21 protein-coding genes and 1 tRNA gene are annotated in these 23,274 nt (G+C 71.7%); 16 read left to right on the top strand and 6 right to left on the bottom strand.

Annotated features, from left to right (window positions below; genetic code table 11):
- The first annotated feature begins 4 nt into the window (after window positions 1–4).
- Genes AB0K67_RS13820 through AB0K67_RS13800 form a run of 5 tightly spaced genes read left to right on the top strand, consistent with a single transcriptional unit; the run spans window position 5 to window position 5,119 of the window.
- Window positions 5–1,606 (top strand): ABC transporter substrate-binding protein, encoded by a 1,602-nt coding sequence (locus AB0K67_RS13820; protein ID WP_364058297.1) that lies wholly within the window; start codon window positions 5–7, stop codon window positions 1,604–1,606.
- Window positions 1,607–1,609: 3 nt separating this feature from the next.
- The gene (locus tag AB0K67_RS13815; protein WP_364058294.1) at window positions 1,610–2,626 is read left to right on the top strand and encodes an ABC transporter permease; all 1,017 of its coding nucleotides are present in this window, start codon (window positions 1,610–1,612) and stop codon (window positions 2,624–2,626) included.
- A complete protein-coding gene (locus AB0K67_RS13810) occupies window positions 2,623–3,495 on the top strand; it encodes an ABC transporter permease (protein ID WP_364058291.1) in 873 nt (290 codons plus the stop codon). The genes AB0K67_RS13815 and AB0K67_RS13810 overlap by 4 nt, the downstream gene beginning before the upstream one ends.
- Complete coding sequence (locus AB0K67_RS13805; RefSeq protein WP_364058288.1) at window positions 3,492–4,229, top strand: ABC transporter ATP-binding protein; 738 nt, start codon at window positions 3,492–3,494, stop codon at window positions 4,227–4,229. The genes AB0K67_RS13810 and AB0K67_RS13805 overlap by 4 nt, the downstream gene beginning before the upstream one ends.
- The gene (locus AB0K67_RS13800) at window positions 4,226–5,119 is read left to right on the top strand and encodes an ABC transporter ATP-binding protein (protein WP_364058285.1); all 894 of its coding nucleotides are present in this window, start codon (window positions 4,226–4,228) and stop codon (window positions 5,117–5,119) included. The genes AB0K67_RS13805 and AB0K67_RS13800 overlap by 4 nt, the downstream gene beginning before the upstream one ends.
- Window positions 5,120–5,148: 29 nt before the next feature.
- On the opposite strand, the gene AB0K67_RS13795 is transcribed toward AB0K67_RS13800, so the two are convergent.
- Together AB0K67_RS13795 and AB0K67_RS13790 are read right to left on the bottom strand one after the other, a co-directional pair.
- Window positions 5,149–5,505, bottom strand: coding sequence for a DUF742 domain-containing protein (locus AB0K67_RS13795; protein WP_364058282.1), 357 nt, complete (start codon window positions 5,503–5,505; stop codon window positions 5,149–5,151).
- Window positions 5,498–7,360: a nitrate- and nitrite sensing domain-containing protein gene (locus AB0K67_RS13790; protein ID WP_364058279.1), complete on the bottom strand. Its 1,863-nt coding sequence runs from the start codon at window positions 7,358–7,360 to the stop codon at window positions 5,498–5,500. Before AB0K67_RS13790 ends, AB0K67_RS13795 begins: the two co-directional genes overlap by 8 nt.
- A 198-nt stretch (window positions 7,361–7,558) precedes the next feature.
- Here AB0K67_RS13790 and AB0K67_RS13785 point away from each other — a divergent pair, with 198 nt between their 5' ends.
- Window positions 7,559–9,118, top strand: a complete 1,560-nt coding sequence (locus AB0K67_RS13785; protein ID WP_364058276.1) for an ABC transporter substrate-binding protein — start codon at window positions 7,559–7,561, stop codon at window positions 9,116–9,118.
- On the opposite strand, the gene AB0K67_RS13780 is transcribed toward AB0K67_RS13785, so the two are convergent.
- A complete protein-coding gene (locus AB0K67_RS13780) occupies window positions 9,094–9,285 on the bottom strand; it encodes a hypothetical protein (RefSeq protein WP_364059596.1) in 192 nt (63 codons plus the stop codon). The two genes, AB0K67_RS13785 and AB0K67_RS13780, sit on opposite strands and share 25 nt — an antisense overlap.
- 21 nt (window positions 9,286–9,306) lie before the next feature.
- Here AB0K67_RS13780 and AB0K67_RS13775 point away from each other — a divergent pair, with 21 nt between their 5' ends.
- Both AB0K67_RS13775 and AB0K67_RS13770 read left to right on the top strand, forming a co-directional pair.
- Entirely contained in the window at window positions 9,307–9,942 is a 636-nt protein-coding gene (locus AB0K67_RS13775) for a hypothetical protein (protein WP_364059549.1), read from the top strand.
- 27 nt (window positions 9,943–9,969) lie between these two features.
- Window positions 9,970–12,957 (top strand): BTAD domain-containing putative transcriptional regulator, encoded by a 2,988-nt coding sequence (locus AB0K67_RS13770; protein WP_364058273.1) that lies wholly within the window; start codon window positions 9,970–9,972, stop codon window positions 12,955–12,957.
- Window positions 12,958–13,062: 105 nt separating this feature from the next.
- Here the strand turns inward: AB0K67_RS13770 and AB0K67_RS13765 are convergent, their stop codons facing one another.
- Window positions 13,063–13,791, bottom strand: coding sequence for a BTAD domain-containing putative transcriptional regulator (locus AB0K67_RS13765; RefSeq protein ID WP_364058270.1), 729 nt, complete (start codon window positions 13,789–13,791; stop codon window positions 13,063–13,065).
- Between the two features lie 189 nt (window positions 13,792–13,980).
- Between AB0K67_RS13765 and AB0K67_RS13760 the strand changes: the two genes are divergently transcribed.
- The 4 genes from AB0K67_RS13760 (at window position 13,981) to AB0K67_RS13745 (ending at window position 16,331) form a co-directional block, all read left to right on the top strand.
- Window positions 13,981–14,772 carry a hypothetical protein gene (locus tag AB0K67_RS13760; RefSeq protein WP_364058267.1) on the top strand — a complete coding sequence of 264 codons (792 nt, stop codon included), beginning with the start codon at window positions 13,981–13,983 and terminating at the stop codon, window positions 14,770–14,772.
- A 112-nt stretch (window positions 14,773–14,884) separates the two neighbouring features.
- Complete coding sequence (locus AB0K67_RS13755; protein ID WP_364058264.1) at window positions 14,885–15,181, top strand: hypothetical protein; 297 nt, start codon at window positions 14,885–14,887, stop codon at window positions 15,179–15,181.
- 27 nt (window positions 15,182–15,208) lie between these two features.
- Window positions 15,209–16,006: an exodeoxyribonuclease III gene (locus AB0K67_RS13750; protein WP_364058261.1), complete on the top strand. Its 798-nt coding sequence runs from the start codon at window positions 15,209–15,211 to the stop codon at window positions 16,004–16,006.
- 91 nt (window positions 16,007–16,097) lie between these two features.
- Window positions 16,098–16,331: a hypothetical protein gene (locus tag AB0K67_RS13745; RefSeq protein WP_364058258.1), complete on the top strand. Its 234-nt coding sequence runs from the start codon at window positions 16,098–16,100 to the stop codon at window positions 16,329–16,331.
- Between the two features lie 109 nt (window positions 16,332–16,440).
- Here AB0K67_RS13745 and AB0K67_RS13740 read toward each other — a convergent pair whose 3' ends face one another.
- Complete coding sequence (locus tag AB0K67_RS13740; protein WP_364058256.1) at window positions 16,441–17,379, bottom strand: cobalamin biosynthesis protein; 939 nt, start codon at window positions 17,377–17,379, stop codon at window positions 16,441–16,443.
- Entirely contained in the window at window positions 17,363–18,154 is a 792-nt protein-coding gene (locus AB0K67_RS13735; protein WP_364058253.1) for a phosphotransferase, read from the bottom strand. Before AB0K67_RS13735 ends, AB0K67_RS13740 begins: the two co-directional genes overlap by 17 nt.
- A gap of 307 nt (window positions 18,155–18,461) precedes the next feature.
- Between AB0K67_RS13735 and AB0K67_RS13730 the strand changes: the two genes are divergently transcribed.
- The 4 genes from AB0K67_RS13730 to AB0K67_RS13715 all read left to right on the top strand — a co-directional run bounded on the left by AB0K67_RS13730 (window position 18,462) and on the right by AB0K67_RS13715 (window position 23,267).
- Window positions 18,462–19,235, top strand: coding sequence for a ZIP family metal transporter (locus AB0K67_RS13730; protein ID WP_364058250.1), 774 nt, complete (start codon window positions 18,462–18,464; stop codon window positions 19,233–19,235).
- Window positions 19,236–19,289: 54 nt separating this feature from the next.
- Window positions 19,290–19,363, top strand: a tRNA-Arg gene (locus tag AB0K67_RS13725).
- Window positions 19,364–19,668: 305 nt separating this feature from the next.
- Complete coding sequence (locus tag AB0K67_RS13720; protein WP_364058247.1) at window positions 19,669–19,977, top strand: hypothetical protein; 309 nt, start codon at window positions 19,669–19,671, stop codon at window positions 19,975–19,977.
- Window positions 19,978–20,312: 335 nt separating this feature from the next.
- Complete coding sequence (locus tag AB0K67_RS13715) at window positions 20,313–23,267, top strand: AAA family ATPase (RefSeq protein WP_364058244.1); 2,955 nt, start codon at window positions 20,313–20,315, stop codon at window positions 23,265–23,267.
- The last annotated feature ends 7 nt before the right edge of the window (window positions 23,268–23,274 follow it).

Below are 23,274 nucleotides of genomic sequence, written 5' to 3'. Positions count from 1 at the left end.
CCCCATGCGCTGGCACAAGCGACTGTTCGTCGCCGGGGTGGCCGGTGTCCTGGCTCTGACCGCGTCGGCGTGCGCGGGCGGCCAGGTGCGCGGCGCCGGCGGCACGCCCCAGCCCCGCGCGAGCACCGGCGCCCCGGCCGGCGGGCAGGTCAACGACAGCACGTTCGTCTACGCCCCCAACCACGACGTGGTCACCGACTGGGACCCGGCGACCTCGTACTCCAACGAGATCATCGCGCTGTCCAACATCTACGAGGGCCTGACCAGGTACGACTCGAAGACCAAGCAGGCAAGGCCGCTGCTCGCCACCTCATGGGAGTCGTCGGACGGCGGCAAGAAGTGGACGTTCACGCTGCGGCAGGGCGTCAAGTTCCACTCGGGCGCCACGATGGACTCCGAGGCCGTCAAGAAGGCCGTCCAGCGCAACATCGACAAAAAGGGCGGCGCGGCCTACATCTGGGACCCGGTCAAGAAGATCGAGACGCCCGACCCGAACACCGTCGAGTTCATCCTCAAGTACCCCGCCCCGCTCGACCTCGTCGCCGCCTCCGGCTACGCCGCCTGGATCTACGACGTGGACGCGGTGGACACCGACGGCAAGAAGACCGCCGGCACCGGCCCGTACACGGTCGACTCCTGGCAGAAGGGCAAGGAGAACGAGCTCACGCTCAAGGCGTTCGAGGACTACTGGGGCGGCTGGAAGCCCGAGCAGTACAAGAAGGTGACCTTCCGCGTCACGCCCGAGGTCACCACCGCCTGGCAGCTGCTGCAGCGCGGCGAGGTGAACTTCGTCGACCGGCTCAACCCGCAGCTGTTCGACCAGGCGCGCGAGACGCGGGGCGTGCAGGTGTCGGAGGCCCAGTCGTTCCAGAACCTGCTGGTGCTGTTCAACACCGCGGAGGGCCCGCTGAAGGACGTCAGGATCCGCCAGGCGCTGCAGCTCGCCATCGACTACGACGGCCTCGTGGCGGCGCTGGAGGGCTCCGGGCACCGGGCGAGCGGCCTGGTGCCGCCCGGCCTGCTCGGCCACGCCGAGAACATGCAGCCCAAGCAGGACCTCGCCAAGGCGCAGCAGCTGCTGACGGAGGCCGGGTACGGCCCCGACAACCCCGAGCTCAAGCTCACCCTGACCTACGGCATCGGCGACGACGACCAGAAGCTGCTGGTCACGCTGCTCAGCTCGGCGCTGAAGAACCTCAACGTGACGCTCCAGGCCAAGCCCATGAACTGGAGCGCGCAGTGGGACCTCGGCAAGAAGCGCGGCCAGGACATCTTCGTCATGTACTGGTATCCGGACTATCCGGACGCCTACTCGTGGTTCCTCAACGTGTTCAGGAGCAACGACAAGCCGCAGTTCAACCTGTCGTACCTGAAGAACGACGAGATCGACGGGCTCATCGACAAGCTGCCCGAGCTGACCGCCACCGACAAGTCGGCCGCCATGGACACCTACGAGGAGCTGCAGCGGAGGATCATCCAGGAGGAGGCGGCGGTGGCCGTGCCGTACGTGCAGACGTACCAGCGGGCGCTCACCTCCGACGTGCAGGGATACGTCGACAATCCCGCCTATCCGAACGTGGTCTTCTTCTACGACCTCAAGCGCTAGGCCATGCTCCGCTACCTGACCCGCCGGCTCGGCCAGGCACTCCTGGTCGTGGCCGGCGTGGTCGTGCTCACGTTCGCCGTGATGCGGATGGTGCCCGGCGATCCCGCGGTCGCGTTCGCCGGGCCGAAGGCGACGCCCGAGCAGCTCGCGGAGGCCCGTGAGCGGTTCGGGCTCGACGACCCGCTGCCGGTGCAGCTGCTGAACTACGCGCGTGACCTGCTGAGCGGCGACTGGGGGACCAGCCTGCGCACCAGGCAGCCGGTGCTCGACGACCTCTATCTCGCCTTCCCCGCCTCGCTTGAGCTGGTGGGCGCGGCGCTGCTGCTGGCCGTCGCGGCCGGCATCCCGCTCGGCGTGCTCGCCGCCCGCTACAAGCGCAAGCCGCCGGACGTCGGGGTACGCCTGGGCAGCATGCTGGCGGTCTCCGTCCCGGTCTTCTGGCTGGCGCTGGCCCTGCAGACGGTCTTCGGCAGCCACCTCGGCTGGTTCCCCGTCGCCGGCGAGTACGACACCTCGCTCGACACCACGAGCCCGCTCACGCTCTGGACGAACATCACGGCCGTGGACGCCCTCATCACCGGCAACTGGCCGATGCTCACCAGCACGCTCCATCACCTCGTGCTGCCCGCGCTGGTCGTGGCCGCCTACCCGGCGGGCGTCATCGCCCAGATGACCAGGGCCGCGCTCATCGAGGAGTCGGGGCAGGACCACGCCAGGCTGGAGCGGGCGCTCGGGTTCGGCGAGACGTCCATCCTGACCAAGTTCGCCCTGCGGCCGGCGCTCAACCCGGTGCTGTCGCTGATCGCGCTCGTCTTCGCGTACGCGATCGTCAACGGCTTCCTCGTCGAGGCCGTCTTCAACTGGCCGGGTCTGGGCCGCTACGCCGCCGAGTCGATCAGGTCGCTGGACACCCCGGCCATCGCGGGCGTCACCCTCCTCGTCGCCCTGGTCTACGTCCTGGCCAACCTGGTCGTGGACATCCTGCAGGGCTTCGTCGACCCCAGAACGAGGACCCGATGAGCACCACGGAACCGGAGCGCGTCCAGGACACGCAGCCGCTGCGTCGCACGCTGCCGCGCATCCCCGACCGCTTCGCCGCGTTCGGCGCCGTGCTCATCGTGCTCATCGTGCTGGCCGCGGTGCTCGCGCCGTGGCTGGCGCCGTACCCGGTGGACGAGACGCGCCCGACGGAGAGCCTGCTCGAGCCGAGCGCCGCGCACTGGTTCGGCACCGACCAGGTCGGCCGCGACGTGCTCACCAGGATCCTGTACGGCGGCCGCACCTCGCTGTTCATCGCCGTGGCGGTGCTGGCCGTCTCGGCGGCGGTCGGCGTCACGCTCGGCGTGGTCGCCGGCTACGCGGGCGGCTGGATCAGGGACGTGATCATGCGGATCACGGACGTGTTCCTCGCCTTTCCCGCGCTGCTGCTCTCGCTCGCGCTGGCGGTGGTGCTCCAGCCCAGCGTGAACACCGTCATCCTGGCCATCGCGGCGACCTGGTGGCCGTGGTACACGCGCCTGTCGGCGTCCGTGGCCGCGTCGATCGCGACCAGGCCGTACGTGGACGCCGCCCGCTGCCTCGGCGTGCCCGCCCCGCTGATCGTGCTGCGCCACGTGCTGCCCAACTCGCTCACCCCGGTCCTGGTGCAGATCTCGCTGGACGCGGGCGGGGTGATCCTGACCTCGGCGGCGCTGTCGTACCTGGGGCTCGGCGCGCAGGAGCCGACCGCGGAGTGGGGACTGATGGTGCAGCAGGGCCAGGCGCTGTTCACCACCGACTGGTGGGTCGTCACCTTCCCCGGCCTGGCCATCCTGGTGACGGCGTTCGCGTTCAACGTGCTGGGCGAGGGGCTGCGCAACGCGCTCGACCCGCGGAGGGCGGTCAGGTGATCGAGGTACGCGACCTGCGGGTGAGCTACGGCGGGCGGCCGGTGGCCGCGGTGCCCGAGCTGGACGTCGCCGCCGGCGAGTGCGTGGCGATCGTGGGGGAGAGCGGGTCGGGCAAGACCACGACGCTGCTCACGCTGCTCGGCCTCACCGAGCACGCCGAGGTCTCGGGCACGGTCAGAGTGTGTGGCGTGGACGTCCTGACGGCATCTCCGCGCGAGCTGCGCGCGCTGCGGGGCGCCAGGGCGGCCCTGGTCATGCAGTCGCCCCAGGCCGCGCTCAGCCCCGCCACCAGGCTCGGCACGCTGATGCGCCGCGCGCTGCGGCTGCACGGCCGCGACGACTCCGAGCAGGCCATGGCGCGGGCCGTCGAGGAGGTGCTGCTCGACCCCGCGATCCTGCGCCGCTACCCGCACGAGGTCTCCGGCGGCCAGGCGCAGCGCTTCGCCATCGCGCTGGCCATCGCCCTGGGGGCCGAGGTGATCCTGGCCGACGAGCCGACCAGCGCGCTCGACGTGACCGTGCAGGCCGAGGTGGTCGGCGTGCTGCGGCGGCTGCGCGAGGAGCGCGACCTCGCGCTGCTGCTGGTCTCCCACGACCTCGCGCTGGTCTCGACGATCGCCGACCGGGTGCTCGTCATGAAGGACGGCGCGGTGGTCGAGTCGGGGCCGGCCGCCCGGGTGCTGGCCGAGCCGTCCCATGCCTACACCCGCGAGCTGCTGGAGGCCCTCCCATGACAGGCGCTGCCGTGACAGGACCCGTGCTCAGAGCGGAGCGGGTGACGCTCGGGTACGCCCGCCGCCCGGTCGTCCACGACGTCAGCCTGGAGATCACCGAGGGCGGCGTGGGGCTGATCGGGGAGAGCGGGTCGGGCAAGACGACGCTGGCGCGCGCGTTCCTCGGCCTCCTCACCCCAATGTCCGGAAATATCTGGTACGGCGACCAAACGCTGAAAAAAGTGGACATGCGGACGTTCCGGAAGGACGTCCAGCCGGTCTTCCAGGCCGAGGCGCTCGACCCCCGCATGCGCATCGGCCGCTCGATCGCCGAAGCGCTCCCGCGCGCCGAGCGCCACCGCGTACCCGAGCTGCTCGAACAGGTCGGCCTCGCCCCCGAGCTGGCCGGCCGCCGCCCGCACCAGCTCTCCGGCGGCCAGCGCCAGCGCGTGGTGATCGCCCGCGCCCTGGCCGTCGGCCCCCGCCTGCTCATCCTCGACGAGCCCACCAGCGCGCTCGACGTCACCGTCCAGGCCAAGGTCCTCGACCTGCTGGCGTCCCTGGACACCGAGCGCCTGCTCATCACCCACAACCTGGCCGTGGTCGAGCGGCTCTGCAAGACCTCGCACGTGCTCTTCGCGGGCCGCGTGGTCGAATCGGGGCCCACCGCGGAGCTGCTGGCGAGCCCGGCACACCCGTACACCAGGGCGCTGCGCGACGCGGTGCCGAAGCTGGGGGGAGAGCCCCCGCAGGCGAGGGGGCGTACGGAGGCGGTGCCGGCGGCGACGGGCTGCCCGTTCAGGCTGCGCTGCCCGATGGCGGTGAAGGAGTGCGAGCGGGCGCCCGAGCTGAGGGATCTGGGAGGCCGCCAGGTGGCCTGTCACCGGGCCGAGGACGTCCTGGCCGCCTGAAAAGCCCGGATAGGGGGTTCAGGCGGCCGTCACAGCGCTTTCAGGCCGCTGATCACCTCGAGCAGGACCTTGGCGTCCGGCGCGGGAGGCGGCAGCTCGACCTGCACGAGCTTCTGGGCGTGCAGGTCGCCGACGAGCACCCGGACGACGCCGATCGGCAGATTCAGCTCTGCGGCGACGTCGACGAGCCGGGTGGGGGTCGTGCACTTCTGCAGAATGATCAGATGTTCGGGGTCGAGGCCGCGCGGCGGCGTCAGGCCGCCGGCGGTGATGATGATGCCCATGAGGTCGATCGCCTCGCTCGCGGGCACCGTCCGGCCCCTGGTCAGGAGGTAGGCGGGGACGATCGGTCCCGCTTCCTCGTCCAGCCAGCGCTCTTCAGTCACTTCGCACCACCCGCATCGGGCGGGCCGGCTCCTGCTTGGGAGCCTCGGCCTCTGGTTCGGCCACGTGCTCTTCCGGGATCAACACGATCGCGGTGGTCCCTCCATATGGTGAACCGCGCAACGTCACGCGGATGTCATGCCTGGCGGCCAGGCGGGAGACGACGAAGAGGCCGAGCCGGTCGCTGTCGGCCAGGTCGAACTCCGGTGGGCTGGCCAGCCGCTCGTTGTACTCGGCCAGCTCCTCTGGCTCCATCCCGAACCCGCGGTCCTCCACCTCGAAGGCGAAGCCCCTGGCCGTCGCCTCGCCGCGCACCACGACCGAGGTGTGCGCGGGGGAGTAGACGGTGGCGTTCTCGATCAGTTCGGCGATGAGATGGATCATGTCCCCGACGACCGGCCCGGCCAGCCGGTGGCCGGACATCGGCTCGATGACCACGCGCTGGTAGTCCTCCACCTCGGCCGCCGCGCCGCGCGCCACGTCCAGCAGCGGCACGGGACGGCTCCAGCCGCGGCCCGGCGTGGCGCCCGACAGGATGATCAGGCCCTCGGCGTGCCGCCGCATGCGGGTGGTCAGGTGGTCCAGCTTGAACAGGTCGTCGAGCTGATCGGGGTCGGTGGCGCGGTGCTGCATGTCCGCGAGCTGGATGCGCTGGCGGTGCAGCAGCGTCTGGCTGCGCCGCGCGAGGTTGCGGAAGACGTGGCCGACGCCCTCGCTGAGCTGCGCCTGCCCGACCGCGGCCTCGACCGCTGTCTGCTGCACGGTGGAGAACGCCTGCCCCACGTCGTCGATCTCGACCGTGGTGCTGGCCACCGACAGCTCCGGCATCTCGACCTTCTCGCCCCTGCGCAGCTTCTCCACCACGTGCGGCAGCCGCTCCTGGGCCACCTCGAGCGCGGCCAGGCGCAGCGCGGCGAGCTCCCTCGACAGCCGGTTGCCCATCCGCAGCGAGAACACGATCGACACGATCACCAGCACCAGCGCGGTGCCCGCCAGCGCGAGCGCCCGCCACAGCACCTGGTCCGCGATGGGGTCGGCGCGCTTGTTGAGCGTCGTGCTGGCCCGCATCTGCGCCTCGTGGAACGCCCTGGCCAGCACCTCCGTGGTGCCGAGCCAGTTCCGCGCGGTGCCGCCCGCGATGATCTGGTCCTCCATCATCCGCATCCGCTGGTAGGCGGGCGAGGTGATGAGGGCGACCTGCGGGTCGCGCAGCTCCGGATCCAGCTCACCCAGGCTCTGGTCGAGCAGGAAACGCCGGTTGCCGGCGATCTGCGTGAACAGCCGCCGCTCGGCCGGCTCGACCGTGCCGAGCCCGATGGCCTGCTCCCTGGTCAGCAGCTCCTTGGCGTAGCCCATGTCGATGAGCACGCGCGACTGCTCGTAGATCGGGATGTCGTCGATCAGCGCGACCCGCCGGTGCAGACCGAACAGGGTGTCGATCATCGCGTTGTACGACTCCACGGTGTGCAGACGGTCGGACAGACCCGTGTCGATCTCTCCCCGGATCGCGTCGAGCCTGTCGATAGCCGTGTTCACCGCGTCCACCTGTCTGCGGATCTCTTCCGATCTGTCCTTGGAGTTGCTGGAGAGCTGCTTGAACGACTCCCGGGCGGCGTCCGTACGCGTCCGCTGCGTGGCCAGGGTGGTCTTGGTCGCGGCGTTCTTCAGGAGCTGGGCCGAGACGAGACGTTCACGCTGAATCTCGTTGATCAGTTTGTACGCGGGAAGGCGCAGGTTCGTCCAGACTGTCTTGTACTGACGCAGCTCCAAGCTCTCGGTAGCGGTGACGGCGGTGATGACCCCCCACAACACCACCATGGACGCCAGCGGCACCAACAGGAGGCCGATGATCTTCATGCGGATCGTTCGGCTACGACCCATCGCACCTCACTCCGGTCGGTCCCTTGCTGGCAACCCCGGACGGGACAAGCCCCGAGGATAGCAATACGATCACCGGAATGCCCAATTTTTCGGCACTTTCGGACACCGTGGCGCCTTCCAGGTTGATCTTGGAGTAGGTTCCTACGGTACGCCAGGCCACCAGAGGGAGATGCGTTGCGCCGTCGACTCGCAGCGGCCGTCGCACTGATGATGCTCGCGGCGTGTTCGCCGCCTCCTGAGCCGCAGCGGGCCCCATCGGGGGAGTCCCCGTTCGTCTATGTCAAGAACACCGACATCGTCACCGAGTGGGACCCGAGCCGCTCCTACAGCAACGAGATCATCGCCTTCCAGAACGTCTACGAGACGCTGACCTACTGGAACCCCGTCACCAAGAAGTCGGCGCCCCGCCTGGCGACCTCGTGGCGCTCGTCGGCCGACGGCCGCACCTGGACGTTCCAGCTGCGCTCCGGCGTCACCTTCCACACCGGCAGGACCATGGACGCCCAGGCGGTCAAGGCGTCGATCGAGCGCACGATGAAGGCCAGGACCGGCGCGAGCTACATCTGGGACGCCGTCTCCTCCATCCGGGTCGACGGGCCGCTCACCGTCACGTTCGCGCTGAAATATCCGGTGCCGCTCGACCTGGTCGCCTCCGCCGGCTACGCCGCCTACATCTACGACACCAAGGCGGCCCCCGACCTGACCAGGTGGTTCCAGCAGGGCAGGGACGCCGGGTCGGGGCCGTACACGGTCAGCCGGTGGAACAAGGGCAAGGAGGACGAGCTCACGCTCACCGCCTACGACGGCTACTGGGGCGGGTGGGAGCGGCCCCACTACAACACGATCAAGTTCCGCGTCGTGCCCGATCCCGAGCGGGCGTACCGGATGCTGCAGCGCGGCGAGGCGAGCTTCGTCGACCGGCTCGACTCCGAGCTGTTCCAGCGGGCTCAGGCCGCGCCCGGCCTGCGCACCTCCGACCGGCCCTCGTTCACCACGGCGCTCATGCTGTTCAACACCGCCCAGGGGCCGCTGAAGGACATCAGGGTGCGCAAGGCCGTGCAGAAGGCCGTCCCCTACCAGGGCCTGATCAAGGCCCTCGGCACCTCGGTCGCGCCGGCCAGCGGCGTCGTCCCTGAAGGGCTGCTCGGCCACGTGCCGAACCGGACGCCGAAGCAGGACCTGAAGACCGCCACCCGGCTGCTGCAGCAGGCCGGCTACGGTCCCGGCGGGCGGCCGCTGCGGCTGACGATGACCTACGCCGAGGGCGAGGCCGACTGGCAGGTGCTGGTCACGCGGCTGCGCAGGGCGCTGGCCCCGCTCAACATCACCCTCCGGGCGCGCAGCCTGCACTGGAACGCGCAGTGGGAGCTGGGCAAAAAACGCGGGCAGGACATCTTCGTCATGTACTGGTGGCCCGACTACGCCGACGGTTACTCCTACTTCGGGCAGGTCTTCCACAGCGCCGACCCGCCCGTGTTCAACCTGTCGTACCTCAACGACCAGCAGCTCGACGCGATGCTCGACACCGTGCCCGAGCTGACCGTGACCGACCGGCTCGCGGCGCAGCGCGTCTACGAGCGCGCCACGAACAGGGTGATCGAGCAACGGGCCGCCGCCGCCGTGCCGTGGGTGGTCAAGTCGCGCCGCGCCCTGGTCGGCGGCGTGCAGGGATACGACGAGAACCCCGCCTACCCCGACGTGGTCTTCGTCTACGACCTCAAGCCGTCGGCCTGAGCCTCCTGTGCCTCCTGCGTCTGGGCCTGCTCCACGCGTTCGCGCAGCCGCGCCCTGATCTCCTCCGGCGTGTACGCGCGGCGCCGCCGCTCGGCCCGCGCGATCACCGCCCCGGTGGCCGCGACCCCCATGATTCCGGCCAGACCCAGCCACTTCCACCAGCGCATGGTGCCTAGGCTAGCCGTGTGCTGACACTCGACGAGGCCGTCGGCGTGACGCGGACCGGCGACCTGTGGGTCTTCCGCGGGCGTTCCGTCCCCGACCGCGCCATCCAGACCGTGACCAACAGCCCGGTCAACCACGTGGGCATGGCCATCGTCATCGACGACCTGCCGCCCATGATGTGGCACGCCGAGCTGGGCAAATCGCTGCTCGACCTGTGGTCGGGCAGCCACCACCGCGGGGTGCAGCTGCACGACCTGCGCGACGCGGTCACCGTCTGGGCCGACCGCTACGGCCAGCGCGTCTGGCTGCGCCAGCTCGACCCCGAGGCCACCCCCGAGATGGAGGACGCCGCCCTGCGCACGGTCGCCAGGCTCGACGGCACCCCGTTCCCCTCCACCGCCAGGCTGGCCGCCCGCTGGGCCAGGGGCCGTCTGCCCGGCCGCGCCTGGCGCCGCCGCCGGCAGCAGGCCCTGGAGAGCGCCTACTGCGCCGAGGTGGTGGCCGTCACCTACGAGGAGATGGGGCTGCTGCCCGCCGGGCGGCGGCCCAACTGGTACGACCCCGGCAAGTTCTGGAGCGGCGACGACCTGGAGCTGTTGCTGGGCCGCCGGCTGGGCAACGAGATCACCGTGGGGGTCGAGCGCACGCGTCAGCGATGATTCGGCCGGCCGTTATGCTCGGTCGGGATGGACATCCGCGTGCTCGGCCCCGTGGAGGTGCGCGACGGCGGGGCTCCGGTGCCGGTCGAGGGGGCGCAGCAGCAGTGCGTGCTCGGCGTGCTGGCGGCGCGGCACGGCTCGCACGTGCCGGTCGGCCTGCTCATCGAGGCGCTGTGGGAGGGCGAGCCGCCCAAGACCGCGAAGACCATCGTCCAGCTCAAGGTGTCGCGGCTGCGCAAGGCGCTGGGCGACCGCATCATCACCACCAACGCCGGCTACGCGCTGGTCGCCCGCGATGACGAGGTCGACCTCGCCCGCTTCCGCAGGCTGGCCGCGCAGGGCCGCGCGGCGGGCCGGCCCGACCTCGCCGTCGCCGCCTGGGAGCGGGCGCTCAAGCTGTGGCGCGGCCGGCCGCTGCAGGGCGTCGGCACCGACTGGGTCGAGCAGCGCGTGCGCGCGCCGCTCGTACGCGAGCGCTGGGACCTCGTCGAAGAGCACGCCGCCGCGCTGATCGAGCTGGGCCGCCACCGCGAGGTGCCCGCCCTGCTGCAGGAGCTGCGCGACGAGGAGCCGCTGCGGGAGACGCCGCACGCGCTGGCCATGACCGCGCTCTGGCACGACGGCAGGCCCGCCGAGGCGCTTGAGCTGTTCCACGAGGTGCAGCGGCTGCTGGCGGGCGAGCTCGGCGTCGATCCGGGACCCCGGCTGCGCGACCTGTATCAGCGCATCGTCGAGGGCCACCGTCCCGTCGTGCCGCGCCAGCTCCCGCGCGACGTGGCCGGGTTCGTCGGCAGGCGCAAGGAGGCCGAGCGGCTGCGCGGGCTGCTGCGCGACGGCCGGGTCGCGGTGGTGACCGGTGCGGCGGGCGTCGGCAAGTCGGCGCTCGCCGTGCACGTCGGGCACCAGGTCGCCCCCGACTACCCCGACGGCCAGCTGCACGTGGACCTCGGCGGCCACGGCAGAGGCGAGCCGCTGCCGCCCGAGCGGGTGCTGCCACGCCTGCTCGGCGCGCTCGGCGTGCCCGCGCCCACCGGCGCGGCCGACCAGCTCGGCCTCTACCGCTCCACGCTCGCCACCCGCCGCGTGCTGCTCCTGCTCGACAACGCCGCCGACGCCGAGCAGGTACGCCCCCTGCTGCCCGGCGGCTCGTCCTGCGGCGTCATCGTCACCAGCCGTGACGCGCTGCGCGGCCTCGCCCTGCAGGGCGCCCAGAGCGTACGGCTCGGCACCTTCAGCCCGGAGGAGTCCCGCGACCTGCTCGCCGACCTCGTGGGCTCCGGCCCGATCGCCGCCGACCCCGAGGCCGCCGCCGAGCTGGCCGACCTGTGCGGCCACCTGCCACTCGCCCTGGCCATCGCCGGGGCCAACCTGCTCGGCAGGGCCGGGCTGCGCTCCTACATCGAGGAGCTGCACGCCGACCGCCTGAACACCCTCGCCGTCGAAGGCGACCCGCAGGCCACGGTCGCCGCCGCGTTCGCCGGCTCGTACGCGGCGCTGCCGCCCGACGCCCAGGTGCTGTTCCGGCGCTTCGGGCTGGTACCAGGCTGCGACTTCACCGCGCGCTCGGCCGCCGCGCTCGCCGGCACCGACCCGGCCACCGCCACCCGGCTGCTCGCCGGGCTCGCCTCCGCCCACCTCGTCGAGGAGCACGCGCCCGGCCGCTACCGGCTGCATGACCTCGTCGCGCTCTACGCCCGCGAGCACTGCGCCGACGGCGCCGACGACCCCGCGGGCCTGCACGCGTACTACCTGCACACCGCACGCGCCGCCGCGCGCCTGGTCGCGCCCACGATGGAGCTGTTCCCGCTGGCCGCGGACGACCCGCCGCCGTGCGCCGCCGCAGAGGAGTTCGGCGGCGTCGCCGCCGCCCGCGCCTGGTTCCTGGCCGAGCAGGACAACCTGCTCGCGGTGATCGAGCAGGCGCGCGGGCGCACGCTGTGGCGGCTGGTCGAGGTCCTGCGCGCCTTCATGTACGGTGGCCACCCCACCGGCGTGATCATCAAGCTGGCCGCCCGCGCCCTGGCCGCCGCCGAGCGCGCGGGCGACGTCGCCGGACGGGCCGGCATGCACCACACCCTGGCCAACGCCCACTACCTGCAGAACGAGCCCCGCCAGGCCGTGCACCACTACGAGGCGGCCGCCCGCCTTTACGACGAGGCCGGCTGGCAGACCGGCAGGCTCGCGGCGCTGACCAACATCGTCGCCGCCAGCGCCAGGCTCGGCGACCTGCACACCAGCATGGAGGCCCACGAGCGCGTCATCCGGCTGTGGGAGCGCCTTGAGCCGTCGCTGAAGCTCGCCGCCACGCTGGAGAACTACGCGATCAAGCTGCTGTGGGCCGGCCGGCCGCGCGAGGCGCTGGAACGCCAGCTCCGCTCGATCGCGCTGCGCCGGTCGCTGGAGGAGCCGCCCGGCTGGGAGGCGCGGGCGTACTCCGTGCTCGGCGACGTCCACCTCGCGCTGGGCGACCTCGACGCCGCCGTGCGCTTCTTCGAGCAGGCCCTGGAGCACGCCCCCGGCGCGCAGGTCTCCGGCACGCTGGCCAGCGCCGCCATGGCGCACCACCTCAAGGGAGACGCCGCGCGCGCCGCCGGACTCGCCTGCCGGGCCGTGACCGCCGCCCGCGAGCGCGGCCTGAACGGCGAGCTGGCCGAGGCCCGCGCCACGCTCGCCCGCGTGGACCGCACGCTCGGCCTGGACGAGCGCGTCGCGCTGCTCACCGAGGTACTGGCCGAATACCGCGAGCGCACCCACCCCTACCTGGAGACCCGCTCCCGCCTGTGGCTGGCCGAGGTGCTGCTCGAAGGCGGGCGGGCGGAGCAGGCCGCCGGGCACGCCCGCGAGGCACTCGACGCGGCCGTCCGGCACGGGATGCGGCGGCTCGAAGGCCAGGCGCTGACCGCGCTGGCGCGGGCCTGCCCCGAGCGGATCGGCGACGCGCGCAGGGCCGTGGAGCTGCATCGCGCGTACGGGCACCGGCTCGACGAGAGCGCCGCGTCCGACGTGCTCGGGTGACCGTGCGGCTGCGGCGCTCAAGGCTGCTTCAGGGGCCGGCGCTGCTCAGGGCTGCTTCAGGGGGCGGCGCTGCTCAGAGCCGCGGGCTGAGGAGGGCGGTGCTGCTCAGGGCTGCGGGCTGAGGAGGGCGGCGAACGTGTCGCGCAGCTCTGGGCCCGGGTCCACGCCCAGCTCGTCGGCCAGCGAGCGGCGGGTGCGGTCGTACAGCTCCAGCGCCTCGGCCTGCCGTCCCACCCGGGAGAACGCCGTCATCAGCAGCGACACCAGCCGCTCCCGGTGCGGCTCCGCGGCCACGACAGCGCGCAGCGGGGCGATCGCCCGTTCCGGACGGCCCAGCCGCAGCAGCCGACGGGCCAGCTCCTCGACGGCGGCGAGCCGCGCCTCCTCCAGCTCGATCGCCGCCAGCTCCAGCGCCTGACCGCCCCCTGGCCCGCCGAACGCCGGGCCCCGCCACAGCCCGAGCGCCTCCTCCAGCAGCTCGGCCCCTTCGACGTCGTCGGCCCCCTGCGCGGCGGCGATCAGGCCGCGGAAGCGCAGCGCGTCCACCTCGTCAGGGTCGGCCAGCAGCACGTAGCCGGACGGCGTGGTCTCCACCCGCGCGCCGAAGAGCGCGCGGCGCAGCCGATAGACGTGTCCCTGCACGGTGACCCGCGCACTGGCCGGGGGAGCGCCCTCCCACACGGCGTCGATCAGCCGCTCCACCGGCACCGGACGATTGAGGTCCAGCAGCAGCGCGGCCAGGACGAAACGACGCTTACGCGGCCCGAGATCCAGGCGGCGTCCCCCGACACCTGCGTCAATGGACCCGAGCAGGCGAAACTCCATGCGATCCATCCAGGACAGCATGCGGCATGCCGCTAAAACCCGGCTAAACGCCGCTCAGGCGGGGTTCGTACCGGATCGCGCAACCGCGCTCACCTGGGCGGACGGCGCGCACCAACGGAACGCCAACGCCTTGTGTCAGCTTCTTGGCTTCACCTTTCCGTCTGAAAGCTTCTCCGTCCGAAGAGGAAGAGAGGAACGTTGATCACCAAGAAGGCCGCGATGGCCGCCATGGCGGGCGCCCTGCTCGCGGCGCCGGTCGCCGTCACCGTCATGGCGCAGCCGGGCGCCGCCGCCACCAACGCCGCCACCAACGCCGCCACCGTTCAGGCCGCCGCCAAGGACCGGCTGCTGCCCGGCCAGTGGCTGCTGCCCGGCCAGTCGCTGACCTCCGGCCGGTTCAGGCTCGTCCAGCAGGTGCAGGGCAACCTCGTGTTCTACGAGGGCACCAAGGCGCTGTGGACCTCGCCCACCTCGGGCAACCCCGGCGCCCGCACCACCATGCAGAAGGAGGGCAACCTCGTCATCTACGGGGCCGGCAACAAGCCGCTGTGGTCCACGCCGACCGCCGGCAACCCCGGCGCGTACCTGCTGCTGCCCAAGGAGAGCGGCAACCTTGTGATCTACTCCAAGGACAACAAGCCGCTGTGGTCGTCGAAGGCGTACATCGGCAAGCTGCCCTCCGGGCACGTGCTGCGCCCCGGCGAGACCGTCCAGTCCTCTAACGGCCGCTACAAGCTCATCCAGCAGGACGAGGGCAACGCCGTGCTGTACGACGGGCAGCGCCCGCTGTTCACCACGCCCACGGCCGGGCACCCGGGCGCGCGCTCGATCATGCAGCGCGAGGGCAACTGGGTCGTCGTCGACAAGAACGACAAGGCGCTGTGGACCACCAAGACCGCCGGCAACCCCGGCGCGTGGCTCGCGGTGTCCAACGACGGGCGGATCATCATCTACTCCAAGGACAACAAGCCCCTCTGGACCAGCCGCTGATCGCGTCCGCGTGACGACGCCGGGCGGTACGCGCCGCCGCCCGGCTCTTCCGGATCGGTCCTCGCCGCGAGATGCTTCTGCAGCGAAGATCACGATTCTCTCTGGGGGCCGGATGACCGATCCGATCAAGCGCGTGCCGTTCGACGTGGAGAGCTACCAGCGACGCTCCCGTACAGGGCCGTGCTTCATCTGCGGGATCGTGAGCCGCGATCCCAGCCAGCCGGAGGAGATCATCTACGAGGACGACGAGCACATCGCGTTCCTCGCCCGCTTCGCCGCCCTGCCGCCCGGCGTGCCGTACGAGCGGCAGCAGTACCACGCGCTCATGGCGGAGAACGGCGTCGTCGAGCACACCCCCGAAGAGGCCGCGGCCCTCGCCGCGAAGATCCGCAAGGCGCTCCCGTCCTGAGGCCGCATCGCGTGGCAGGCTGGGAGAATGCGCCTGGCTACCTGGAACGTGAACTCGGTCAAGGCACGGCTGCCCCGCCTGCTCGACTGGCTGGCCGCCGTCGAGCCCGACGTCGTCTGCCTCCAGGAGACCAAGTGCCCGGCCGAGGCGTTCCCCGCGGCGGAGGTGGGCGCGCTCGGCTACGCCGCCGCCGCGCACGGCGACGGCCGCTGGGACGGCGTCGCCGTGCTGTCCAGGATCGGCCTGGACGACGTGACGCCGAGCTTCCCCGGCGAGCCGGGCTTCGCCGAGTCCGAGGGGGTCGGCGCCGCCCGCCCCGAGGCCCGCGCGATCGGCGCCACCTGTAGCGGGCTGCGGGTCTGGTCCCTGTACGCGCCCAACGGCCGCGCCGTCGACTCGCCGCACTACGCGTACAAGCTGGCCTGGTTCGCCGCGCTCGGGGACGCGCTCGCCGCCGAGCTGCCCGCCGGGCCGCTGGTCGCCTGCGGCGACTACAACGTCGCACCGACCGACGCCGACGTCTGGGACCCCGCCCTGTTCGTGGGCTCGACCCACGTGACGCCACCGGAGCGCCAGGCCCTGGCCGAGCTGCGGGAGCTGGGGCTGCACGACGTGGTGCCGACGCCGATGAAGGGGCCGCACCCGTACACGTACTGGGACTACCGGGCCGGGATGTTCCACCAGAACAAGGGCATGCGGATCGACCTCGTCTACGCCAGCGCCGACGTGGCGGGGCGGGTGCGGTCGGCGTACGTGGATCGGGAGGCGCGCAAAGGGAAAGGGCCGTCCGATCACGCGCCTATCGTGGTGGATTTGGAGGATTAATCACGGTCGCGAAATGAGGCCGGGCGAGTAGTCTTTGCGTTCACACGTCTCGGGGGACACAAGAGTTTCTTGAACCACAGGGGGTAAGCCCGTGGAACCTCAAGACGGCCGGATCATCCTGTTCATCCTCGTCGCCATCGCCCTGTTCAGCCTCGGGCGCCGTTTCCAGACGATGCTCATGTCGCGGCAGGCGTTGAAGCAGACCACCAAGCAGCTCACGGCCAGGAAAGCCGTCGCGCAGAACGCGACGAAGTCGATGATCGGCGTGACGCTTCTCGTCGTCTTCGTGATCTGGCTGGTCGTCAACCTCAACCGCACGATGTGACGGCTCAGAGCCGGGTGAGGCGGCGGATCGCCCGGGCCGCTCGGGGTCGGTGAGGCGGCGGACCGTCCAGGCCGCTCGGGGTCGTGAGGCGGTGGATCGCCCGGGCCGCTCAGGGCCGGGCGAGGCGGCGCAACGCCCAGGCCGTGACCACGGCCGCCCCCGCGGCGGCCAGGCCCACCGCGCGGGTGAGCTTGACGGCCCGCCGGATGTCCGCGACCCGCGGCTTCGGCCCGTCGCCCATCGTCGGCCGCTCCTCGGTCCTGCCCTCGTAGACGTTCGTGCCGCCCAGCGTGACCCCCAGCCCGCCGGCGAACGCGGCCTCGCAGCGGCCCGCGTTCGGGCTCGGGTGGCGGTGGCCGTCCCGGCTCAGCATCGCCCGCGCGCCGCCGGGGTCGGGCGCGGTCAGCACGGTGAGCACACCGGTGAGCCGCGCCGGCACGAAGTTGGCCAGGTCGTCGAGCCGGGCCGCCGCCCAGCCGAACCGCTCGTACCGGGGTGAACGATGCCCGATCATGGCGTCCAGCGTGTTGATCGCCCGGTACGCCAGCAGCCCCGGCACCCCCGCGACCGCGCCCCAGAACAGCGGCGCCACGACGGCGTCGGAGGTGTTCTCGGCCAGCGACTCCACCGTGGCCCGCGCCAGCTCGTCGGCCTCCAGATGCCGTGGGTCGCGCCCGCACAGGTGCGGAAGGCGGGCGCGGGCGCCTTCGAGGTCGCCGCTCTCCAGCGCGTCGGCCATGTACTCGCCCTCCCTGGCGAGCGTGGTGCCGCCGAGCACCGCCCAGGTGGCCAGTGCGGTCAATCCCGTACGTACGGCGCGATGCGGTGCGATCCGTACGGCCAGCACACCGAGCGCCGCCGCCCCGCCGACGCACGCCGCGACGTGGACGGCCCCGCGCGCCCGGTCGTCGGCGTACAGCACGCCCTCCAACCGCCCGGCGGCCCGCCCGAACGCGGCGACGGGATGTGCGGGGCTTTGCGGATCGGCCAGCAGCCGGTCGAGAGCCACGCCGAGGGCGAGGCCGAGAGGATCACACCAAACGCGCATGAAGTTCATCTTCGTGCACATCCAGCCATGCCGTGGCACGCCGGATGCGCTCGCCCGCGCCGCTCGCCCACATCTTCGCCCAGTTGCCGCCGGCGGCGGCGCGGGTGCGCATCACGGTGTACGAGCGGTGGAAACGCAGCCTGGCCAGCTCCAGCAGCCGCCGCCGGTCGCGGGGCCGCAGGCCGTACGCGTCGCAGAACAGCCTGAGCCTGGCACCGACGTCGACGGCGCGCAGCAGCGGCGCGCGGTCCACCGGGTCGGCGATGGGTGCCCAGTGGCGCAGGGTGGTGACGATGTCGAAAAGGCGGGTGGTGGGGCGGGCGAGGTCGAAGTCGATGAGGGCGTAGGGGGTGGAGGGGTCGTCCTGGTGGAAAATGACGTTTTCTGGCGTCAAATCGCAGTGGCCGATGATTTCTGGGGCTTTGTCGTCATTCGAGCCCCCTTCCCAGCCGTCCATCGTGAGCGGGAAACCGGCGGTCGCATCATGAAACCGCCGCAGCAACCTCGCGAGCCCGGCCAGCGCCTCATCGCTCGCGCTCTCCACCCGCAGCCCGGTCCTGCCCGGGAGAAAGGTGAGGATCTCGCGCCCGAACCTGTCGAACCCCAGCACCCTCGGAGCCCCGTCGAACCCGGCCGCCTCAAGGTGTCTGAGCAGGGCGTGCACGGCGGGCGTCGACGTACCGGCCGGTCTGCGCACGGTGTCTCCGACGCGCACCACCCCGTCTGTCACGTCCCCGCCCTGCAGGGGAATCTCGTGCAGGAGCGTCGCGACCATGCCACGACAGCTTAGACCCGGACCGAGGCCACCCGCCCGGACTTTTCCCAACCCCGCCGCCATGCCTGGGCCGTCTCGTGCGCGCGTACGGTGAGGCCCGGTCCGGCCGTGGTGCGGCTCGTTCCCCGGCGTGCGGTGAGGTCCGGTCCGGCCGTGGTGCGGCTCGTTCCCCGGCGTGCGGTGAGGTCCGGTCCGGCCGTGGTGCGGCTCGTTCCCCGGCGTGCGGTGAGGCCCGGTTCGTCCCACGCTCGCCCGTAACATGCCGAACCAGGCCTCACCCGCCCCCGGCCCGTTACCCTGCGTCCTCATGCCCATCCTCCTGTCGCTGGCGGCCGTCGTCATGACGCTGCTGGGCGGGATCGTCGCTCACCAGGTCGGCAGGCAACGCCACCTCGTACTCGGATTCGCCGCCGGCGTCATGCTCGGCGTGGTGGCCTTCGACCTGCTCCCCGAGGCGCTCTCACTGGACGCGTACGACGTGCACGGGGTGCCCGTGCCGATGCTCGCCCTGGCGCTCGCGTTCCTCGCCATCCACGTCGTCGAGCGGTCGGTCGGCATGCACGCCACCCACGAGTCCGACTACGCCACCCACCACCACGCCCACGCCCCGCCCGTGCCGCACAACGCCGGGACCCGCTCCCGCCCCGGCGTCGGGCTCACCGCGGGCGCCACCCTCGTCGTCCACAGCCTCCTGGACGGGGCCGCCATCGGCGCCGCGTACCAGACCGACGCCTCCTTGGCGGTGGCGGTGGCGATAGGCGTCATCGCTCACGACTTCACGGACGGGTTCAACACGTACACGATCACGTCCCTGTACGGGAACTCCCGCCGCCGCGCCCTCACCCTCCTCGGCCTCGACGCCCTCGCCCCCGTCGTCGGCGCCGCCCTCACCATCCTCCTCGCCATCCCCGACGGCATCCTCGGCGCCTACCTCGGCCTTTTCGCCGGTTTCCTCCTCTATCTCGCCACCTCCGATATCCTCCCAGAGGCCCACACGCCCCGCCGCGCCACCGGCTGGACGCTCACGGCCACCGTGCTCGGGACGCTGTTCATGTGGGGTGTGATCGGCCTGACAGACTGACACGAGGAAAACGTGTGCGTGACATGTCGCCGGATCATGCACAATAAGGCGGGAGCGCCCTTAGCTCAGCTGGATAGAGCACCGGACTTCTAATCCGACGGTCGCAGGTTCGAATCCTGCAGGGCGCGCTTTGACCAGGTTCCGACCTGCGGTTTTGCGGATTCGGACGCGTTGTAGAAGTTTCGCTCAGTGATGCCGGCGTCCTGATCGCCGGTGCGCCAGCCCGGTGGGAGCACCAGCAAGACCGTCTGGCGGCGGGCCTTGGCCGCCTTTCCTCCACTCGAAACGCCTGCAGGAAGTCATCCCGGTGCGAGGTGTTGACCGCACCTGCTGATCGTCTCAGAATCTCGTGGCTCAACGCGGACTCAACAAGGGCTCAACACCGGGCGGCCTACGTTCTCCTCATCCGCAAGCGGACAAAGGAGGAGGGGATATGAACATCACCGCCAAGCTCGGCACCGCCCTCGTCGCTGGTGCGATCGGTCTGGGGGGCCTGACCGCCGCGCCCGCGCAGGCCACCACGGCCCAGGCCGGCCCCAGCTGCGTCAGCGTCACGCACTGGACGACCAAGATGACCCACAAGGTGCAAGTCCTCAACAACTGCAGTTACTCCGTCACCTACCAGGTCAAGCGGCGCGGGCCGGACTCCGACTGCCTGACCCTGGCCCCGTACCAGCACCGCATCTCGTGGTGGCAGCGCTGGGGCCGCCAGTACCAGGGCATCCGCTGGTGGTGCGCCTGACGCTGACGGAAAGGGGCGCCTGCGATCCGGCGCCCCCGACGGCTACAAGGACGTCAGGGCGGGCGTGGCGCAGGGATGGCGTGAGCCCGGCTGGAGGCGAATCCGTCCGGCACAAGAGCGCGATCGGTCGTCTTCCACCCGCCCGCCCCACGCACTGGGCGCGAGGAGACCTGGCAATGTCCCGATCGCCGGATCGACGGGGCGTCACGAGCCCGGCGCATGACCGGACCGGGCCGCTGCTCCGACCGGGAGAGCGGGAGTACCCGCAGCTCACGATGTGAAACGCGGGCAGGTGAGAAGTTGCGCGCGAACGTCGAAAAGCGAGAACATCTCGCATGCTCGACCCCTTGCCCGAGGACGATGGGACTTCACCGACGGTCTCTGCGCCGCAGTTCGTAGGTCGTGATCGGGAGTTGGCGGCGCTACGCGTCGCCTTGGCCCGGCCACCGGCGATCGTGCTGGTCGAGGGTGAGGCGGGGATCGGGAAGAGCCGGCTGCTGCGCGAGTGGCTGGCCGCACCGGACGAGCGCACCGCCTTGGTCTCGGTGTGCCCGCCGCTTCGCGAGTCGCTGACGTTGGGGCCGATCGTCGACGCGTTCCGTGGGATCGACCGTCCGGTGTCGCGATTGCGGCTCACCGAGCTCGCGGGTGCGTTACGGCCCCTGTTCCCTGAATGGTCCTCGGACCTGCCGCCCGCATTGCCGCCTTTGAACGATGCGAAGGCGGCACGGCATCGCCTGTTCCGCGCCCTGGACGAGCTGCTGCGGGCTGCGCATGTCGACGTTCTCGTGGTCGAGGACGCTCACTGGGCCGACGAGGTGACCTTGGAGTTCCTGCTGTTCGTCGCCTCTCGGCAGCAATCGGACGGGCCGAGCCTCGTGATCTCCTATCGGCCGGAGGAGGTGGACGCGGGATCGCTGTTGCTGCGGCTGACGTCCCGGCTTCCTGCCGGTGTGACCCAGCTGAGGATCGCCCTGGCGCCGCTGCCACCCGGCGACACGGCGGCGCTGGTGTCCTCGATGCTGGACGGCAACCCGATCTCGCAGGAGTTCACGACGTTCATGCATGAGCGGACCGGCGGGGTTCCGCTGATGCTGGAGGAGTCGGTCCGCCTCATGTGCGACCGCGCCGACCTCGTCTTCCGCGACGGACAGTGGGTCCGGCTGAAGCTGCGCAAGCTCCAGGTGCCGCCGACGGTGCGCGACTCCACCCGGGAGCGGGTGGGCCGTCTGTCGCCGGCGGCGCAGCAGGTGCTGCGAGCCGCGGCCACGCTGGCCGAGCGGTCATCGGTGGCCACGATCGCGATGACCGCCGGTCTGTCACCGGCCGCGTGCCGAGGTGCCCTCGCGGAGGCGGCCGAGGTCGGCGTCCTGGACGGAGACGACCACGGCCAGTGGCGATTCCGGCACGCGCTGGCCGCCATGGCCGTCTACGAAGCGATCCCGCTGATCGACCGCAGGCACTTCCACCTGCGGGCCGGCCGGGCCTTGGAGGGCGTCCATCCGCTGCCTGTCGCACGCCTTGCCCACCACTTCCGCGAGGCGGGCGAGACGCGCTCCTGGGCGCGGTACGCCGAGCAGGGTGCCGAGCTGGCCATGGCCTCGGGTGACCACACCAAGGCGGTCGACCTGCTGGTCGATCTGCTGTCGTGGTCCGAGCTGCCACCGGCGGATCGGGCACGGGTCGCGCGCATCGCCGGAGTGGCCGCACTGGGCCGTCGCGAACCGGTCGACGAGGTCTACCACCGCGTGATCCGTACGTTGCGTTCGGTGCTGGAGACGCCCGGTCTCTCCGCCCGCCAGCAGGCCGAGATCCGTAACCCCCTGGGCCGCCTCCTGATCATCGGGGGCGAGGCGCAGGCCGCGCTCAGCGAGCTCGAGCAGGCGGTGACCAACCTCGACCATGACCCGGTCGAGGCGGCACGGGCGATGACGTATCTGGGCTGGGCTTATGCGGGACCGTGGCCGGCGTCGACCCACCGGCGCTGGCTGGATCGCGCCGCCGAGCTGGCCGCCGACGTCGACTCTCCCGCGGAGCGGCTGAACCTGGCCGGCAACCGAGCCGCCGCGCTGCTCATGCTCGGCGAGGAGGAGGCCTGGGATGTCGTCGCCGGCCTGCCCGTCGACGGCGCGACCTCGGCGGAGCGTCTCGACGTGGCCCGCATCCACACCAACGTCGGCACCGGCGCGCTGATCTGGGGCCGGTACGCCGACGCGGAGAGACACCTCGCCGTGGCCATGCGCCTCGCCGAGGCCGAGCAAGCGTCCCGGCTGCAGAACAACGTCCGGCTCGAACAGGCCAACCTGGCGTGGTTCACCGGCCGGTGGGAGGGCCTGGCGGAGGAGAGCGCGGCGCTGGCCGACGCCGACCGGGACCGGCCGGCACTCTACCTCGGCAGCATCCGCCTCGCGGCCCGGCTGGCCGCCGCGGAGGGACGGCGGCGCGCCGCGGTGGAGCAGTTCCGGCTGGTCCTTGAGGAGTCCGCCCGTCTCGGCGCGGCCGACGACACGATGGAGGCCGCCGCCGCGCTGGCCAGGCTGTGGCTGACGGACGGAAACAGCGGCCGGGCGCTGCAGATCACGAACGAGCCGATGGACACGGTCCGGAGAAAGGGCATCTGGATCTGGGCGACGGACCTCGTCCCCGCCCGGATCGAGGCGCACCTGGCCGCGGGCGACCTGCGGGCCGCGACACGCCTGGCCGACCAGTTCGCCAGAGGACTGCGGGGCCGTACGGCGCCCGCGCCGCGCGCCGCCCTCGCCGTGTGCCGTGCGCTGCTGGCCGCCGCGGACGGAGACCACGCCCGCGCGGCGAGGGCGTACGACCGGGCGGCGCGCGCCTGGGACGCGTTGCCGCGCCCCTACGACGCCATGCTCGCCCGCGAGCGTCAAGCCGAGGCGCTCATCGCGCAAGGCCGGATCGAGCAGGGCCGGGAGCTGCTGGCCGCACAGTACGAGCAACTGTTCAGGCTCGGAGCCCGCGGCGATGCGGACCGGGTCGCACAGCGGCTTCGCGAACACGGCGCCGAGGTTCCGCGATTGTGGCGCGGCGGCCGGCGGGGATACGGCGACCGGCTCTCACCTCGTGAGCTCGACGTGGTCCGCCTGGTCGTCGCCGGCAAGACGAACCGGGAGATCAGCCGGATCCTGACCAAGTCACCGGCCACGGTGGATCAGCAGTTGCGTGCGGCGATGCGCAAGCTGAAGGTGAACTCCCGAACCGCGCTCGCCGTTAAGGCCGTAGAGTCCGGAGTGTTCGCAGAAGAGGATTCCTCCGGCGATTCGTCATGAAAAATAA

Origin of the sequence: Nonomuraea sp. NPDC052634, assembly GCF_040678535.1 — a bacterium.
Taxonomy (GTDB): domain Bacteria; phylum Actinomycetota; class Actinomycetes; order Streptosporangiales; family Streptosporangiaceae; genus Nonomuraea; species Nonomuraea fastidiosa.
Note: the sequence above shows the minus strand (reverse complement) of the source record. Positions and strands in the feature narration are given on the sequence as shown.